The sequence below is a fragment of the Pseudomonas sp. P4_C4 genome (assembly GCF_056402055.1).
Map to the genome: position 1 here is coordinate 151,601 of NZ_JBFUID010000002.1, position 16,703 is coordinate 168,303.

Sequence of the window (16,703 nt, forward strand, 5' to 3'; positions counted from 1 at the left end):
AACCCATAACAGCAATAATACCGGGGTGCTTCATGTCTCGCCTGCCGATAATCGGCGTCACCGACTGCTCAAGACAGGTCGGTCGGCATGTTTGTCACATCAGTGATGACACGCCCGTCCGTTCCGTGGCCTCAGCGGTACCGGTGATCCTCCCATCCGTGACGGTTCAACCGTCCCCGTCCGTTATTCTGGACGGTCGCGATGGCACCCCCATTACGGTTACTCCATTCAATATAGAACCGATTCACAATAGCGGCCTGACCATCGTTCAGGGCTCCGCTCGCGATTCAGCACGCCCGGCCTCTGCAGCCGTGTTGGCAAGCACGATAATCTGCCGCGCAAACGCTCTACAACGCGACGCCGATGCGTCAAACAACGCCTGACCTTAAAAGGGTCAGACAACTCAAGCCTAGAGGCATTTATGAGTAACAACCTCGACCAGCTCACCGATTGGTTGAAAAACCACAAGATCACAGAAGTCGAATGCATGATCGCCGACTTGACCGGGATTACCCGGGGCAAGATTTCGCCGACCAACAAATTCATCGCCGAAAAGGGCATGCGCCTGCCAGAGAGCGTGCTGTTGCAGACCGTGACCGGCGATTACGTCGAAGACGACATCTATTACGAACTGCTCGACCCGGCCGACATCGACATGATCTGCCGTCCCGACCAGAGTGCGGTGTACCTGGTGCCATGGGCCATCGAGCCGACCGCCATCGTCATCCACGATACCTACGACAAGCAAGGCAACCCGATCGAGCTGTCGCCGCGCAACGTGCTCAAGAAAGTCCTGAAACTCTATACCGACAAAGGCTGGCAGCCGATTGTGGCGCCGGAAATGGAGTTCTACCTGACCAAGCGCAGTGACGACCCGGACTACCCGTTGCAGCCGCCGGTCGGTCGCTCCGGTCGCCCGGAAACCGGTCGTCAGTCGTTCTCCATTGAAGCGGCGAACGAGTTCGATCCGCTGTTCGAAGACGTCTACGACTGGTGTGAACTGCAGGACCTTGACCTCGATACGCTGATCCACGAGGACGGCACGGCGCAGATGGAAATCAACTTCCGTCACGGCGATGCCCTGTCCCTGGCCGACCAGATCCTGGTGTTCAAGCGCACCATGCGCGAGGCCGCGCTCAAGCACAACGTCGCCGCGACCTTCATGGCCAAGCCGATGACCGGCGAGCCGGGCAGTGCCATGCACTTGCACCAGAGCATCATCGACATCGAGACCGGCAAGAACATCTTCTCCAATGAAGACGGGACCATGAGCCAGCTGTTCCTGCACCACATCGGTGGCTTGCAGAAGCTCATTCCCGAGCTGTTGCCGCTGTTCGCTCCCAACGTCAACTCGTTCCGCCGCTTCCTGCCGGACACCTCGGCGCCGGTGAACGTGGAGTGGGGCGAAGAAAACCGCACGGTGGGCCTGCGGGTGCCGGATGCGGGGCCACAAAATCGTCGGGTGGAAAACCGCCTGCCAGGCGCCGATGCCAACCCGTACCTGGCGATTGCCGCGAGCCTGCTCTGCGGTTACATCGGCATGGTCGAAGGCCTGAACCCGAGTGCGCCGGTGGTGGGACGTGGCTATGAACGCCGCAACCTGCGCCTGCCGCTGACCATCGAAGACGCGCTGGAACGCATGGAAAACAGCGCGATCGTCGAGCGTTACCTGGGCAAAAATTTCATCACTGGCTACGTCGCGGTCAAGCGGGCCGAGCATGAAAACTTCAAGCGCGTGATCAGTTCGTGGGAAAGGGAATTCCTGCTCTTTGCCGTCTGATACGTCGGGCGCCGCCGCTACCTGGCGGCGCTTTCACCTGATTTTTTTAGGAGATTCGTATGACCAGCAACAATCCGCAAACCCGTGAATGGCAAACCTTGAGCAATGATCACCACCTGGCTCCGTTCAGCGACTTCAAGCAGCTGAAAGAGAAAGGCCCGCGGATCATTACCAACGCCAAGGGCGTTTACCTCTGGGACAGCGAAGGCAACAAGATTCTCGACGGTATGGCCGGCCTGTGGTGTGTCGCGATTGGTTATGGTCGCGATGAACTGGCCGATGCTGCCAGCAAACAGATGCGCGAGCTGCCTTACTACAACCTGTTCTTCCAGACCGCGCATCCACCGGTACTGGAGCTGGCCAAGGCTATCGCCGACATCGCGCCGCAAGGCATGAACCACGTGTTCTTCACTGGTTCCGGTTCCGAAGGCAACGACACCATGCTGCGTATGGTTCGTCACTACTGGGCGATCAAGGGCCAGCCGAAAAAGAAAGTCATCATCAGCCGCAAGAACGGTTACCACGGTTCTACTGTGGCCGGCGCAAGCCTGGGCGGCATGACGTACATGCACGAGCAGGGCGACTTGCCGATCCCGGGCATCGTTCACATTGCCCAGCCGTACTGGTTCGCCGAAGGCGGCGACATGACTCCGGAAGAGTTCGGTGTATGGGCGGCCAACCAGCTGGAAGAAAAGATTCTGGAAGTCGGCGTCGACAACGTCGGTGCCTTTATTGCCGAGCCGATCCAGGGCGCCGGCGGCGTGATCATTCCGCCAGACACCTACTGGCCGCGCATCAAGGAAATCCTCGCCAAGTACGACATCCTGTTCGTGGCTGACGAAGTGATTTGCGGTTTCGGCCGTACCGGCGAGTGGTTCGGTTCCGATTTCTACGGCCTCAAGCCAGACATGATGACCATCGCCAAAGGCCTGACCTCGGGCTACATCCCGATGGGTGGCCTGATCGTGCGCGATGAAGTGGTGGACGTGCTCAACGAGGGCGGCGACTTCAACCACGGTTTCACCTACTCCGGGCACCCGGTGGCGGCGGCTGTGGGGCTGGAAAACATCCGTATCCTGCGCGACGAAAAAATTGTCGAGCGTGTGAAGGCAGAAACGGCACCGTATTTGCAAAAGCGTCTGCGGGAACTGAACGATCACCCGCTGGTGGGTGAAGTTCGTGGGGTCGGGCTGTTGGGGGCCATCGAACTGGTCCAGGACAAGGCCACTCGCAAGCGTTACGAGGGCAAGGGCGTCGGCATGATCTGCCGTCAGTTCTGCTTCGACAATGGCCTGATCATGCGCGCAGTCGGCGACACCATGATCATCGCTCCGCCACTGGTGATCACGCCGGCGGAAATCGATGAGCTGGTGACCAAGGCTCGCAAGTGCCTTGACCTGACCCTGAGTGCATTGCAGGGCTAGGTGCTAGGCTCAGAGCGAGGGAGCTGCGGCGCTCTCGCTCAAAGCTGTCACAAAGGCCGGTCTTTTCTTGAAAGACCGCCTCGGATCTTGCCAGACTAGCCGCAGTTCCAGTTGTCAGGGTTCGGTCGCTGAACAAAGTGGTTCAAAAAAGAAAAATTTGGAGCATGACGCATGAAGGCATTAGGTAAAAAGCTTGCTGGCAAGACACTTCTCGCCCTGTCCGTCGCGGGCATGATGGCGGGTGCGGTTCAGGCGGACGACAAGGTGTTGCACGTCTACAACTGGTCTGACTACATCGCTCCGGACACCATCGCGAACTTCGAGAAAGAGTCGGGGATCAAGGTCGTTTACGACGTATTCGACAGCAACGAGACCCTGGAAGCCAAACTGCTGGCGGGCAAGTCCGGCTACGACGTGGTCGTGCCATCGAACAACTTCCTGGCCAAGCAGATCAAGGCCGGCGTATATCAGGAGCTGGACCAGTCCAAGCTGCCTAACTGGAAAAACCTGAACCAGGATCTGCTCAAGGCCGTTTCGGTCAGTGACCCTGGCAACAAGCACGCCTTCCCGTACATGTGGGGCTCGATCGGCATCGGTTACAACCCGGAGAAGGTCAAGGCTGCGTTGGGCGTCGATACCATCGACTCCTGGGACGTGCTGCTCAAACCGGAAAACATTGCCAAGCTCAAGGGGTGCGGTGTGAGTTTCCTCGATTCGCCGACCGAAATGCTCCCGGTCGCGCTGCACTACCTGGGCCTGCCAACCGACAGCCAGAAGAAAGAAGACATCAAGAAAGCCGAGGAACTATTCCTCAAGATTCGTCCTTCGATCACCTACTTCCACTCGTCCAAGTACATCTCGGACCTGGCCAATGGCAACATCTGCGTAGCGGTTGGCTACTCGGGTGACGTTCAGCAGGCCAAGTCCCGTGCCGCAGAGGCGGGTGACAAGGTCAAAGTAAGCTACGCCATTCCGAAAGAAGGCGCTGGCAGCTTCTTCGACATGGTCGCGATTCCCAAGGATGCCGAGAACGTTCAGGGCGCCTACAAGTTCATGACCTTCCTGCAGAAGCCTGAAGTCATGGCCGCTATCACCAACGCCGTACGCTTCCCGAACGGTAACGCCGCTGCAACCGCTCTGGTAGAAAAAGACATCACCAGCGATCCAGGCATCTACCCGCCAGCCGATGTGCAGGCCAAGTTGTATGCCATCGCCGACCTGCCAGCGGCGACCCAGCGTGAAATGACCCGCAGCTGGACCAAGATCAAATCCGGTAAATAAGCCGGTTTGATGCAACGGCCTGTTGTCGCCACCTGCTCGGTGGCGGCAACAGGTTGAATTAAATGACAAAAGTTTTGCTGGGACGGTTTTTCGAGGGTAAGTTGCGCGCCGGTTTTGTTGCCGGGCAACCACGGTTGTCATGTAACGCGGGGCAACTTGGGCCCAACTAATTTCAGAGGACCTCCACTTGCCTGTTTTTTCTTTCTTGCGCAAAGCCATGCTGGTCGGCGCCGGGCTGACGATTGCTGTCAGTGTCCAGGCCGCCGGCACCGTGCATATTTATAACTGGTCGGACTACATCGGTGAGACCACCCTGGCCGACTTCCAGAAAGAGACCGGTATCAAGCCGGTTTATGACGTCTTCGATTCCAACGAAACCCTGGAAGGCAAGTTGCTGGCCGGGCGTACCGGTTATGACGTGGTCGTGCCGTCGAACCACTTCCTCGGCAAACAGATCAAGGCCGGGGCATTCCAGAAGCTCGACAAGTCGCAGTTGCCGAACTACTCGAACCTCGATCCGGTGCTGCTCAAGCGTCTGGAACAGAACGATCCGGGCAATCTGTACGCCGTGCCGTACCTGTGGGGCACCAACGGCATCGGTTACAACGTCGACAAGGTCAAGGCTGTGCTGGGCGTCGACAAGATCGACTCCTGGGGGGTGTTGTTCGAGCCGGAAAACATCAAGAAACTGCACAGCTGTGGCGTCGCGTTCCTCGATTCCGCCGATGAAATGATGCCGACAGTGCTCAACTACATGGGCCTGAATGCCAACAGCACCAACCCTGAGGACTACAAAAAGGCCGAAGCCAAGTTGCTCGCGGTGCGGCCTTACGTGACCTACTTCCACTCTTCGAAATACATCGCGGATCTGGCCAACGGCGACATCTGCGTGGCGATCGGTTTCTCCGGCGACATCTTCCAGGCTAAGCACCGGGCCGAAGAAGCCAAGAAAGGCGTGAACATCGCCTACTCGATTCCGAAAGAGGGCGGCGCGCTCTGGTTCGACATGCTGGCGATTCCGAAGGACTCGGCCAACGTCAAGCAGGCCCACGCCTTCATCAACTATTTGCTCAAGCCTGAGGTGATTGCCCAGGTCAGTGATTACGTCGGCTATGCCAACCCAAACCCTAAGTCGGACAAACTGATGGAACAGTCCATTCGCACCGACGAAGCGGTTTATCCACCGCAAGAGGTGCTCGACAAGACCTACGTGTCCATCGAGCTACCGCCGAATATTCAACGTTTGATGACCCGCAGCTGGACCAAGGTCAAGTCGGGTAAATAGTTTCAAGGCTCAAACTATCCAGGTTGGCTCACCTTGAGCGAACTGCACTCTTTTTTTCTGGGAGTTTCGTAAATGGCAGTTGCCTCCGGCGCCTATAAGAAAGCCCTCGAGGGCGACCAGTTACCTAAACAGGTGCTGGTCAAAATCGACCGGGTCACGAAGAAGTTCGACGAGACGATTGCCGTGGACGATGTGTCCCTGGAAATCAAGAAAGGCGAAATTTTCGCCCTGCTCGGCGGTTCGGGATCGGGCAAGTCCACGTTGCTGCGCATGCTCGCAGGTTTCGAACGGCCCACGGAGGGGCGCATTTTCCTCGATGGCGAAGACATCACTGACATGCCGCCCTACGAGCGGCCGATCAACATGATGTTCCAGTCCTACGCCTTGTTCCCGCACATGACCGTGGCGCAGAACATCGCCTTCGGCCTCAAGCAGGACAAGCTGCCGAACGCTGAAGTCGATGCCCGCGTGGCCGACATGCTCAAGCTGGTACAGATGAGTCAGTACGCCAAGCGCAAGCCGCATCAGTTGTCCGGCGGCCAGCGTCAGCGTGTGGCCCTGGCCCGCTCCCTGGCCAAGCGTCCGAAGCTTTTGCTGCTCGACGAACCGATGGGCGCACTGGACAAGAAGCTGCGTTCGCAAATGCAGCTGGAGCTGGTGGAGATCATCGAGCGCGTCGGCGTAACCTGCGTCATGGTGACCCACGACCAGGAAGAGGCCATGACCATGGCCGAGCGCATCGCGATCATGCACCTGGGCTGGATCGCCCAGATCGGCAGCCCGATCGACATCTACGAAACCCCGACCAGTCGCCTGGTCTGCGAATTCATCGGTAACGTGAACATCTTCGAAGGCGAAGTGATCGACGACGCCGAAGGCCACGCGATCATTACCTGCCAAGACCTGGATCGTCAGATCTACGTCGGCCACGGAATCAGCACTTCGGTGCAGGACAAGTCGGTTACCTACGCGATACGTCCGGAAAAACTGCTGGTCACCGCCGACATGCCGACCTGCCAGTACAACTGGTCCAGCGGCAAGGTGCACGACATCGCCTACCTCGGCGGCCATTCGGTGTTCTACGTCGAACTGCCAAGTGGCAAGCTGGTGCAGTCGTTCGTGGCCAACGCCGAACGTCGCGGGCAGCGTCCGACCTGGGGTGATCAGGTCTACGTGTACTGGGAAGACGACAGCGGCGTGGTACTTCGCTCATGAACATGCGCAAATTCAAACGTCGTCTCGATCGAATAATTCCCGGTGGCCGTCAGATGGTCATCGGCATTCCATTCATCTGGCTGTTCCTGTTCTTCATGCTGCCGTTTTTCATCGTCCTGAAGATCAGCTTCGCCGAAGCGGACGTGGCCATTCCGCCGTACACCGAAATCTACAGCTACGCCGAGCAGAAGCTGCAGTTGCTGCTTAACCTGGGCAACTACGCGATGCTGGCCGGTGACGAGCTGTACATCGCCGCTTACCTCGGCTCGTTGAAGATGGCGCTTTTCAGCACCATCCTCTGCCTGCTGATCGGCTACCCGATGGCCTACGGCATCTCCGTTGCCCGCAAGGAAATGCAGACGGTGCTGGTGCTGCTGATCATGATGCCGACCTGGACCGCGATCCTGATCCGCGTTTATGCGTGGATGGGCATCCTCAGCAACAACGGCCTGCTCAACGGTTTCCTGATGAGCATGGGCTGGATCGACGAACCGCTGCAGATCCTCAACACCAACCTGGCGGTCTACATCGGCGTGGTCTATTCCTACCTGCCGTTCATGATCCTGCCGCTGTACGCCAACCTGGTGAAGCACGACCAGAGCCTGCTGGAAGCCGCGTCGGACCTGGGGTCGAGCACCTTCAACAGCTTCTGGAAAATCACCGTGCCGCTGTCGAAAAACGGCATCATCGCAGGCTGCATGCTGGTGTTCATCCCGGTGGTGGGCGAGTTCGTGATCCCGGAACTGCTGGGCGGTCCGGAAACCCTGATGATCGGTAAAGTACTCTGGCAGGAGTTCTTCAACAACCGTGACTGGCCGGTGGCGTCTGCCCTGGCGGTGGTGATGTTGGCGATCCTGATTGTGCCGATCATTCTGTTCAACCGCAGTCAGGCCAAGGAAATGGAGGGTAAAGAATGAAGCGCTTCCGTTTCTCCAGCCTGATGCTGGTACTGGGTCTGTTGTTTATCTACCTGCCGATGCTGATCCTGGTGATCTACTCGTTCAACGCCTCCAAACTGGTAACGGTGTGGGGCGGCTGGTCGATCAAGTGGTACGTCGGCCTGCTCGACAACACCCAGCTGATGGGCTCGGTGGTGCGTTCGCTGGAAATCGCCTGCTACACGGCGGTGGCGGCGGTGGCACTGGGTACATTGGCAGCGTTTGTCCTGACGCGCATCACCCGTTTCAAGGGCCGTACCCTGTTCGGTGGCCTGGTGACTGCGCCACTGGTGATGCCTGAGGTGATCACCGGTCTGTCGCTGTTGCTGCTGTTCGTGGCCATGGCGCAGATGATCGGTTGGCCGCAGGAACGCGGCATCGTCACCATCTGGATCGCCCACACCACGTTCTGTGCGGCCTATGTGGCGGTGGTGGTCTCGGCGCGTTTGCGCGAGCTGGACCTGTCCATCGAAGAGGCGGCCATGGACCTGGGCGCGAAACCGTGGAAGGTGTTCTTCCTGATCACCATCCCGATGATCGCCCCATCGCTGGCAGCGGGCGGCATGATGTCCTTCGCGCTGTCCCTCGATGACCTGGTGCTGGCGAGCTTCGTGTCGGGTCCGGGTTCCACGACCCTGCCGATGGAAGTGTTCTCGGCGGTGCGTCTGGGCGTGAAGCCCGAGATCAACGCCGTGGCCAGCCTGATCCTGCTGGCGGTGTCGATCGTGACCTTCATGGTCTGGTTCTTCAGCCGCCGTGCCGAAGAAAGCCGCAAGCGTGCGATCCAGCAAGCGATCGAAGAAGCGGCAGCCGATTCGTGGAAGCAACCGGACGTGCGTCGCGCACAGGCACCGGAAGCGGCTTAACAGCAAAAGATCGCAGCCTGCGGCAGCTCCTACAGAGGAATACGGTTCCCTGTAGGAGCTGCCGCAGGCTGCGATCTTTTGATTTTTGGTTAGGTCACCCAAGGGGATTTGCGAATGACCTCGACGAAATTCATCGGCTTGAACCCCGGCTCCTGATCTACCAATACGTCAGTCTTCACATTACCGAACGTGGTCTGCGGACGATGGCGCAAACCGTCGGCAAATGCGCAGATGATGCACTCCTTGAATCCCTCGCCCCGTGGATGCGCATGCACCACTGCTTCGCGCTGCACGCTGGAAAACGCCGCGTAGTCCATGCCCAGCACGTCCATCTCGACGCCAGCCGTGACCAGCGCCACGGTGGGCCGCAAGTGCTGAGGCACGCCCGGTGTGGTGTGCAGGGCAATCGATAGCCAGACCTGTTCGATGTCGTCATCGCTCAATCCGTAAGGCTTGAGAAATGCGGCTGCCGCATTGGCACCGTCGACTTCGAAGCGCTCGTTGTCGCTGCGATGACCTTGCACCAGGCCCAGGTCATGGAACATCGAGCCGACGTACAGTAACTCCGGGTTGTAGGCCAGTTGCTTGCGCTCACCGCTCAGTGCACCGAACAGGAAGACCCGGCGCGAGTGGTGGTAGAGCAGGTCCGATTCGATGTCACGGATGTATTCGGTGGTGGCCTTGGCCAGTGCGCTGTCCGGGATCCTGATGCCGGCGATGGTGGTGCTCATGGAGTATTCCTCGTCGTGAACGCCCTGGTGGCGCTGAGGGATTCAGTCTGTTCCGGGCCCCAAAACCGGACAATCGATCCATGGCTGCGATCCCGGCCAATGAGCGTGCATATCGCGCCAACCTCGCTTGTTGGACCTGGATTGGCTAGGGTGCATGCAGACCCTGTAGGAGCGAGCCTGCTCGCGATGCACGTGAGGGCGCCGCGTACATCCAGGTAGCCCCCGTCATCGTTGATGTCCATCGCGAGCAGGCTCACTTCTACAGGTGAGCGTTGCAATCAGTAGCATGAGAGGCGCTTCGAACCATGAGTAAAACCGTTGCCATCGTGGTGTTCGCCGGTGTCCAGTCGCTGGATATCACTGGCCCCATGGATGTGTTTTCCGAGGCCAATCGTTTCCTCGCCCCGCAGGATCACTACCGGCTGGAAGTGATCGGCGTCGAGCACGGAATGATGGCGTGCTCCAACGGTTTGGCGCTCAATGCCCATCGGCATTTCAGCGAAGCGCTGGAGGCGTATGACCTGTTGCTGGTGGCCGGGGGGCCGCAGTTGCCGTTCATGGATTTCGGTGTGGCATTCGATGGCTGGTTGCGCGATGCCTGTGCGCGGGCCAAGCGCTTCGGCTCGATCTGCAATGGAGCGTTTATGCTCGCTCGGGCGGGGTTGCTGGAAGAGCGCACGGTCACTACCCACTGGAATGATGCGTCGGCGCTGGCAATGTTGTGCCCGTCGACCCGGGTTGAAGCGGATCGCCTTTACGTAGAGGACGGGGAGCTGTTCACCTCGGCCGGGGTCACTGCGGGCATCGATCTGTCCCTGTACCTGCTGGGCCGGGATCACGGGCCGGAAGTGGCGCTGAATGTCGCCAAGCGGCTGGTGGTGTTCACCCAGCGTTCGGGTGGGCAATCGCAATTCAGCCCGTTCCTTACGCCCCACGCCGAACCGACTTCGGCGGTGGCGATGGTCCAGCATTACGTGCTGGCCAACCTGACGGGAGATTTGACCATCGCCGACCTGGCCAATGCCGCCAATATGAGCGCACGCAACTTCTCCCGGGTGTTCGCCAGGGAAGCGAAAATCACCCCGGCCGAGTTCGTCGAGCGGGCACGGGTCGATGCGGCGCGGGTGATGCTCGAAAGCACCCGCGCGCCGCTCAAGACTGTGGCCTATCAATGCGGCTTTCGCGATGCCCAGCACATGCGCAGTGTGTTCAATCGTAGATTGGGGGTGACGCCTCAGCAGTTCAGATTGAACTTTGCGGCGATGGTTTGAGCTGATTTTGTGGGTGCCTTTCAGGGCCCCATCGCGAGCAAGCTCGCTCCCACAGGGATCTGTGTTGAACACAAACTTTGTGAACACCAGAAAACCTGTGGGAGCGAGCCTGCTCGCGATGTGGCCAGCCCGGCCAGCAAAAATCTATGGCGCAGCCCGCGCCGGCAACAGCTTCAAGGTGCTGCGGGTATTGGCCGTGACTTCTTCGTCATTGAGATGCGCCTGGAAGTACATCCCCTCGACGTAGGCCTCGGCCTGATCATCATAGTGACTGTCGAACAGTACGCCGCTCTGGCCGACCGGGTTGACGGTCAGGCTGTGGGCCGGGTCGGCGAAGTCGATCAGGCGCCGGGTCGAAGGGCCGTAGGTGACAGGCCACGGAGCCGGGCCGATCTTCGCCGAGAGGTTGTTCGGTACTTCATGGGTGCCGGGTGCGGCGAAGGGGCCGATATTGAAGAACAGGTCCAGCGGCTTCTGCTGCCCCAGCGGATGGCCATGGGTCAATGTGTGCGCCTTGCCCCACTGCCATTGCGCGGAGTCTGCACCGAGGGTGGTCTTGAGGTGCGCGATGCTGGCTTGCCAGGCTGCCTTGACCGTGTCGACACGGGTTTCCTTGCCGGGTGTGCCGCGGTTGTCCCACCACGGCGAATCGGCGCTGGCGGTCAGGCGGGGCAACGCGGCGTCGATCACCCGGGTCGAGAGCAGCGTCTCGAAGAAGTCGTTGCCCAGCTCATCGTGCATCGTCGCGTCAGCCAGGTTGAACAGGAACTGGTTGAACAGCGTGGCGCTGGTGGAGTCGAGCGGGTAATCGCCTTTCCACTGGGCCAGTTGCTCCACCAGTTTGAGTTCGGCGGGATCGCTCACCACTTCGCGCAACACCGGCAACAGCGGTGCCAACAGGCGCGGGCCGTAGGCGGTGGTGGTGCCCAGTTGCAGCAGCTGGCTGTTTTCCAGGTCCCATTTGACGGCCTTTTCGCTGAGCTGGCGATTGAGTTGCTGACCGCGATCGGCAAGGTTGTAGTAGCCGGGAATCTCCATGCCGGTCGGCGACACCGGCTGGAAGTTGGCCGAGACGATGTAGCCCCGCGCCGGGTTTTCTTCCTGGGGGTTGGCCGTGAACGGGTAGAAGCCATCCTTGTCCGCCTCGGCAGTGCTGCCGTCGAGGATGAACCACGGGCGTACGCCCGCCGGACGTTTAGGCAATTGCGCCGCCGCCCACCAGCCGATGTCACCCTTGGCATTGGCCCAGACAACGTTCAGGCCCGGGGCCTGGATTTTTGCCGCGGCACCACGGGCCTTGGCCAGGGTGTCGGCGCGATTGAGCTGGTAGAAACCCTCCAGGATCGGATTCTGGCTTTCGAGAAACGCCCACCACATGGCAATCGGTGTCTTGCCGACGCCGTTGCCCAAGGCATCGTTGACGATCGGACCGTGGGGCGACTGGCGCAGCACCTGCGTCACCGGTGCCTGGCCCTTGACCGCGATTTGCTGCTCGCTGGTCGTCATGTCCACCCACTTGCCGCGATACCAGACCTGATTGGGGTTGTCCGGGTTGACCTTCTCGGCGATCAGGTCGAGGTCATCGTTCTGGAACATGGTGATGCTCCAGCCGAAGTCGTGGTTCATGCCCAGGGAGGCGAACGGCATCAAGGCCTGATAGTGGCCGTAGAGTTCAAAGCCCGGCGCCGAGAGCTGCGCTTCGTACCACACCGACGGCGCGGAAAAACGGATATGCGGATCACCCGCCAGCAGCGGCTTGCCGCTTTGGGTCCGGCTGCCCGCGACGACCCAGGCGTTGCTGCCCTCGAACTGTGGCAGGCCGCTGTCAGCCAGGGCCTGTTCGCTCAGGCGGGCGAGGGCGTTGAGGTCTTTCCAGTCGGCGCTGGCCAAGGTGGTGCCGGTCCCGTTGAGCACGCCCTTGGGCTGCCAGTCGAGATCGAAGATGTTCAAGTATTCGGGCCCCAGTTGATCGCGCACGAATGTCAGCAAGGGTTCGGTACGAAATGCGGCAGCAAAACTGTAGGCCATGTAGCCGGCGATGCTGATGGTGTCCTGGGCCGTGAATGGGCGTTTTGGAATGCCCAGCACATCGAACTCCACGGGTTTTGCGTGGCTGTCCTGATACTGGTTGATGCCGTCCAGATAAGCTTGCATGGCGATGAAGGAGGGCGACTGTTTGTCGAGGTTCGCGAAGTAGGTTTCGGCGCGTTCGCGAATGCGCAGGCTGCGCATCAGTTTGTCGGTGTCGAGCAGTTTCGGCCCGAGCACTTCAGCCAGTTCGCCACGGGCCAGGCGACGCAGGACTTCCATCTGGAACAGGCGGTCCTGGGCATGGACGTAGCCGAGGGCGCGGTACAGGTCGGTTTCGTTGTCGGCGCGGATGTGCGGGACACCGCGCTCGTCGTAGCGCACGGTGACCGAGCCTTGCAGGTGTTGCAGTTCCACCATGCCCTGGCGTGACGGCTGCTTGCTGTAGAGGTATCCGCCGGCCCCGGCGGCCAGCACGACGGTCAACAGAGCGAGAGCGGTCAGGCTACGTTTCATGGCGACTCCTTGTTGTTATTGTGATTCCTGGCGCCACTGTGTAACACGGCGCGCCGATATGGCGCATCGCCCGTAGGAGGGATTCGTATTGGCGCGTTTTTCCCTATTTCGCGGGATCGACAGGCCACGGGCAATAACACCCCACGGCCAGTGTGTGCGTGGCACTCACCGCACGGCCTTCATCCAGCGCTTGCAGGATGGGTTCGATAAAACTGTTGCTCGAATTACAGGTCAGGCCTTCGCTGTACGGGCCGAAGTACGCCAGTTTGCCGCTGCGATCCCAGATCGCCACGGCCGGGCTGGCGGGGATCTGTTCGGAACCGGGCAGGATGTCGATGGATTTGAGGCTGCTCAAGGTGCCCGGCAACTGGCCGTGGCTTCCGGGTTTTTGCACGACATAGAATTCCACGCCATGGGGTACATAGCGCTCGACCAGTTCGGTCAGGTGTTGTTGATTGCCGACATTGCACGGGCAGGCCGGGTCCCAGAAATGCACCAGGCGGATGGCGCCAGGGCCGGCGAGGGATTCGGGAAGGCGTAGCGGATCACCCGAAAACATCGCGGTGTGCTCGCTGAACGTGCGCAGGTAACGCCCCTGGAACCAGTCGTAGGCCGCCCACAACACGCCGGCACACACCACGGCGAGCAGGCAGGCAAACAGGGCGGCGCGAAAGGGCGAGTGCATCGGTTCAGTCCTCGAAGGTCGGCTAGCTTGCCATGCTTGCCGCGACAGAAGAATATCGCAGGCCTATAAAGTCCGTTTCACGTTCTGGAATCGTCCATGCCGGCTACTTTCGACCCTGATCTTCTACGCGCCAGCTTGCTGCCTCTGGCAGCCGGGCAGCCGTTGTCAGCACAGGCGCAGGCTTACCGGCGATTCTACGGGCTGGATTTTGCGCAGCGTCAGGTGCGCAGTGGCCTTGGGCGGTTCGAGGTCGATGGTTATGAGCTGGTCAGCCAGTTCTGGTGGCCCGAGCGAGCCAAGGCGACGCTGTTTGTCATCCACGGTTTCTACGATCACACCGGGCTCTACCGGCATGTGATCGAGTGGGCGCTGGACCAGGGCTTTGCGGTGATTGCCTGCGACTTGCCGGGGCACGGCCTGTCCAGTGGCGAACGGGCGAGCATCAAGGATTTCGCCGAGTATCAGGACGCGTTGCAAGGGTTGTTCGGCGAGGCGCAATCCCTCGACTTGCCGCAACCGTGGCACCTGTGCGGGCAGAGTACCGGCGGGGCGATCGTGATTGATCATGTGTTGAATGCGGGGGCGAACAGCCCGGCGCAGGGTCAGGTGATTCTGCTGTCGCCGCTGGTGCGGCCGCGGGCGTGGGGTTGGTCGCAACTGAGTTACTACCTGCTCAAGCCTTTCGTTAAAGCCATCGCCCGGCGTTTCAGCGAGAACTCCAACGACCCGGCGTTTTTGCCGTTCCTGCAAGCAGATCCGTTGCAGCCGCTTCGCCTGCCGACGGCCTGGGTGGGTGCATTGGCGCGCTGGATCAAACGCATCGAGGCCGCCCCCATGAGTACCCGCCGGCCGTTGATCGTGCAGGGGCAAGCCGATATGACGGTGGATTGGGAGCACAACCTGGAAGTGTTGCGGGGCAAGTTTGATCGGCCGCAGGTGCTGATGCTGCCCGAGGCACGGCATCATCTGGCGAATGAAACGCTGGTGATGCGGCAGGAGTATTTCGGGTTTTTGACCAGGCGGATCAAGGGTCGGAATCCTTAGCGCCAGTTCCGGACTCATCGCGAGCAAGCTCGCTCCCACAGGGGGCGGTGTAAGCCCGCAACTGTGTGATCAGCACAGAACCTGTGGGAGCGAGCTTGCTCCGGGCGGCGTTCCGACGATAGCGATCTGTCAGGTGCCGAAGATCACTGGGTCAGGTTCGAATTGCTCTGCCCCACCGCCAACCCCGCCCGAATCGCCGCCAGCGCCGCCTGATAATAAGCCTGGCCTTCCGAAGATTCGGCAAAGGTCGCGAACTCTTCCAGCTCGTCGTCCGACAGGTCGCGATAGACATACAGCAGTGTGTTGTTGAGGTCGCTGCCGATCTGGTCCATCAGGCGCTGGCGCTGGCCGTTGAGCATGCCCTGGGCCTGGCCGGCACCGAGCAACCCCGGGATCATCGAACTCAAGCTGTCGGCGGCAACACCGGCAATCGCCAGGCTGACTTCCGCGCCGGCCTCGCGTGCGGGCAGGGATTGTGCCAAGTGGCCGATGATCAGCAGGCGGCTGTCGCTGGCCTGCATCTTCGGCAGGCCCTTGGCGTTTTTCGCCAGTTGGTCGCGACGGGTCGCCAACAGCTCGGCGGCGACGATTTTCTTGCCCAAGGGCGATTGGAAAAACGTCAGCGCGGGTTTGGGGTTGGCGAGGTTCTTGCGCAATTGCGCTTCGGCACGCTGGTCCACCGCTTTGGCGGAAAAACGCTGATTGCTGTTATTGACCAGTGCCTGAAACACCGCCGGAGGCAGGCTGCCCTGGTAGCGTTGCTGAGCAGCCGAGAGGGCGTCGTTGAAATGCGCGCGTTGTTCCGGCCAGCCGGCGACCTTGTACAACTGGTCGTGGCCGTCTGCCCAGGCGGGCAAGACGCAGAACAGCAACAGTGATAAAAGCAAACGGCGCATAGGGACTCCAGTCAGCAGGCGACTATTCTCCGTGCGGCATCCGTACTTGTCGAGAATTCGTATCAACCCGCTGCGCGGCTCTGTCGGATTTTCGGGCACAGGAATACTATGCGCGGCATGCAAATATCCTCTGATCACCCGCTGCTGTTACGAATCGTCGATGACCTGGCCGAGCACGGCTGGTCGCAGCAGAATATTTTCCTGCCTCTGGATCTGACCCGAGCGCTGGCGGGCGAGTGTCGCAAACGTGCTGCCGAGGGTGAGCTGGCTCCGGCCGCTGTGGGCCGTGGGCCGTCATCGGAGATCCGCGAAGGGATTCGTGGCGACCATATCCAGTGGATCGACCCCGGCCAGGCCGAGGCTTGCGACAGCTACCTGAGTTTGATGGACAGCCTGCGGGAGGCGATCAATCGCGGTCTGTTTCTCGGCCTGGAGGATTTCGAAAGCCATTTTGCGATGTACCCGCCCGGGGCGTTCTACCTGAAGCACGTCGACCGCTTTCGCGATGACGACCGGCGCATGGTTTCGGCGGTGGTTTACCTCAATGACGCCTGGCTTCCCGAACACGGCGGCCAGTTGCGCATGTACCTCGACAATGATCGCGTCCACGACGTGCAACCTATTGGCGGCTGCCTGGTGGTGTTTCTCTCCGGAGAGGTTCCCCACGAAGTCCTGCCCGCGACCCGGGATCGCCTGTCGCTGACCGGCTGGTTCCGCCGGCGCGGCAACGAGCCGTTTTGATC

Annotated in this window: 14 protein-coding genes; 10 read left to right on the top strand and 4 right to left on the bottom strand. The window is 60.3% G+C overall.

What is annotated here, in order from left to right; genetic code table 11:
- The first annotated feature begins 421 nt into the window (after positions 1-421).
- The 7 genes from AC1DXW_RS02290 to AC1DXW_RS02320 all read left to right on the top strand — a co-directional run bounded on the left by AC1DXW_RS02290 (position 422) and on the right by AC1DXW_RS02320 (position 8,789).
- Positions 422-1,780, top strand: a complete 1,359-nt coding sequence (locus tag AC1DXW_RS02290; protein WP_477753070.1) for a glutamine synthetase family protein — start codon at positions 422-424, stop codon at positions 1,778-1,780.
- Positions 1,781-1,839: 59 nt separating this feature from the next.
- Positions 1,840-3,204: an aspartate aminotransferase family protein gene (locus AC1DXW_RS02295; RefSeq protein WP_477753069.1), complete on the top strand. Its 1,365-nt coding sequence runs from the start codon at positions 1,840-1,842 to the stop codon at positions 3,202-3,204.
- Between the two features lie 171 nt (positions 3,205-3,375).
- Positions 3,376-4,485: a polyamine ABC transporter substrate-binding protein gene (locus AC1DXW_RS02300; RefSeq protein ID WP_442096317.1), complete on the top strand. Its 1,110-nt coding sequence runs from the start codon at positions 3,376-3,378 to the stop codon at positions 4,483-4,485.
- A gap of 187 nt (positions 4,486-4,672) precedes the next feature.
- Positions 4,673-5,770: a polyamine ABC transporter substrate-binding protein gene (locus AC1DXW_RS02305; protein WP_477753068.1), complete on the top strand. Its 1,098-nt coding sequence runs from the start codon at positions 4,673-4,675 to the stop codon at positions 5,768-5,770.
- A gap of 72 nt (positions 5,771-5,842) precedes the next feature.
- On the top strand, positions 5,843-6,985 hold the full coding sequence (locus AC1DXW_RS02310; RefSeq protein ID WP_477753067.1) for an ABC transporter ATP-binding protein: 1,143 nt from the start codon (positions 5,843-5,845) through the stop codon (positions 6,983-6,985).
- A 35-nt stretch (positions 6,986-7,020) separates the two neighbouring features.
- Entirely contained in the window at positions 7,021-7,902 is an 882-nt protein-coding gene (locus AC1DXW_RS02315) for an ABC transporter permease subunit (RefSeq protein WP_477753094.1), read from the top strand.
- Positions 7,899-8,789: an ABC transporter permease subunit gene (locus AC1DXW_RS02320; protein WP_008015386.1), complete on the top strand. Its 891-nt coding sequence runs from the start codon at positions 7,899-7,901 to the stop codon at positions 8,787-8,789. Before AC1DXW_RS02315 ends, AC1DXW_RS02320 begins: the two co-directional genes overlap by 4 nt.
- A gap of 89 nt (positions 8,790-8,878) precedes the next feature.
- Here the strand turns inward: AC1DXW_RS02320 and AC1DXW_RS02325 are convergent, their stop codons facing one another.
- Positions 8,879-9,520, bottom strand: coding sequence for an HD domain-containing protein (locus AC1DXW_RS02325; protein ID WP_477759740.1), 642 nt, complete (start codon positions 9,518-9,520; stop codon positions 8,879-8,881).
- Between the two features lie 305 nt (positions 9,521-9,825).
- Between AC1DXW_RS02325 and AC1DXW_RS02330 the strand changes: the two genes are divergently transcribed.
- Positions 9,826-10,791, top strand: a complete 966-nt coding sequence (locus tag AC1DXW_RS02330) for a GlxA family transcriptional regulator (RefSeq protein WP_477755149.1) — start codon at positions 9,826-9,828, stop codon at positions 10,789-10,791.
- A 144-nt stretch (positions 10,792-10,935) separates the two neighbouring features.
- Here the strand turns inward: AC1DXW_RS02330 and AC1DXW_RS02335 are convergent, their stop codons facing one another.
- Both AC1DXW_RS02335 and AC1DXW_RS02340 read right to left on the bottom strand, forming a co-directional pair.
- The gene (locus tag AC1DXW_RS02335) at positions 10,936-13,335 is read right to left on the bottom strand and encodes a penicillin acylase family protein (protein ID WP_477755148.1); all 2,400 of its coding nucleotides are present in this window, start codon (positions 13,333-13,335) and stop codon (positions 10,936-10,938) included.
- A 103-nt stretch (positions 13,336-13,438) separates the two neighbouring features.
- On the bottom strand, positions 13,439-14,020 hold the full coding sequence (locus AC1DXW_RS02340) for a DUF6436 domain-containing protein (protein ID WP_477755147.1): 582 nt from the start codon (positions 14,018-14,020) through the stop codon (positions 13,439-13,441).
- Between the two features lie 96 nt (positions 14,021-14,116).
- On the opposite strand from AC1DXW_RS02340, the gene bipL reads away from it, so the two are divergent.
- Positions 14,117-15,064 carry a phospholipase BipL gene (bipL, locus tag AC1DXW_RS02345; protein ID WP_477755146.1) on the top strand — a complete coding sequence of 316 codons (948 nt, stop codon included), beginning with the start codon at positions 14,117-14,119 and terminating at the stop codon, positions 15,062-15,064.
- A gap of 143 nt (positions 15,065-15,207) precedes the next feature.
- Here bipL and AC1DXW_RS02350 read toward each other — a convergent pair whose 3' ends face one another.
- Positions 15,208-15,960: a DUF2059 domain-containing protein gene (locus AC1DXW_RS02350; protein ID WP_477755145.1), complete on the bottom strand. Its 753-nt coding sequence runs from the start codon at positions 15,958-15,960 to the stop codon at positions 15,208-15,210.
- A 108-nt stretch (positions 15,961-16,068) separates the two neighbouring features.
- Between AC1DXW_RS02350 and AC1DXW_RS02355 the strand changes: the two genes are divergently transcribed.
- The gene (locus AC1DXW_RS02355; protein WP_150757513.1) at positions 16,069-16,701 is read left to right on the top strand and encodes a 2OG-Fe(II) oxygenase; all 633 of its coding nucleotides are present in this window, start codon (positions 16,069-16,071) and stop codon (positions 16,699-16,701) included.
- The last annotated feature ends 2 nt before the right edge of the window (positions 16,702-16,703 follow it).

Coding starts and splice junctions, on each gene's coding strand:
- AC1DXW_RS02290 (WP_477753070.1), top strand. CDS start 422: ATGAGTAACAACCTCGACCAGCTCACCGATTGGTTGAAAAACCACAAG.
- AC1DXW_RS02295 (WP_477753069.1), top strand. CDS start 1,840: ATGACCAGCAACAATCCGCAAACCCGTGAATGGCAAACCTTGAGCAAT.
- AC1DXW_RS02300 (WP_442096317.1), top strand. CDS start 3,376: ATGAAGGCATTAGGTAAAAAGCTTGCTGGCAAGACACTTCTCGCCCTG.
- AC1DXW_RS02310 (WP_477753067.1), top strand. CDS start 5,843: ATGGCAGTTGCCTCCGGCGCCTATAAGAAAGCCCTCGAGGGCGACCAG.
- AC1DXW_RS02320 (WP_008015386.1), top strand. CDS start 7,899: ATGAAGCGCTTCCGTTTCTCCAGCCTGATGCTGGTACTGGGTCTGTTG.
- AC1DXW_RS02325 (WP_477759740.1), bottom strand. CDS start 9,520: ATGAGCACCACCATCGCCGGCATCAGGATCCCGGACAGCGCACTGGCC.
- AC1DXW_RS02330 (WP_477755149.1), top strand. CDS start 9,826: ATGAGTAAAACCGTTGCCATCGTGGTGTTCGCCGGTGTCCAGTCGCTG.
- AC1DXW_RS02335 (WP_477755148.1), bottom strand. CDS start 13,335: ATGAAACGTAGCCTGACCGCTCTCGCTCTGTTGACCGTCGTGCTGGCC.
- AC1DXW_RS02340 (WP_477755147.1), bottom strand. CDS start 14,020: ATGCACTCGCCCTTTCGCGCCGCCCTGTTTGCCTGCCTGCTCGCCGTG.
- bipL (WP_477755146.1), top strand. CDS start 14,117: ATGCCGGCTACTTTCGACCCTGATCTTCTACGCGCCAGCTTGCTGCCT.
- AC1DXW_RS02350 (WP_477755145.1), bottom strand. CDS start 15,960: ATGCGCCGTTTGCTTTTATCACTGTTGCTGTTCTGCGTCTTGCCCGCC.
- AC1DXW_RS02355 (WP_150757513.1), top strand. CDS start 16,069: ATGCGCGGCATGCAAATATCCTCTGATCACCCGCTGCTGTTACGAATC.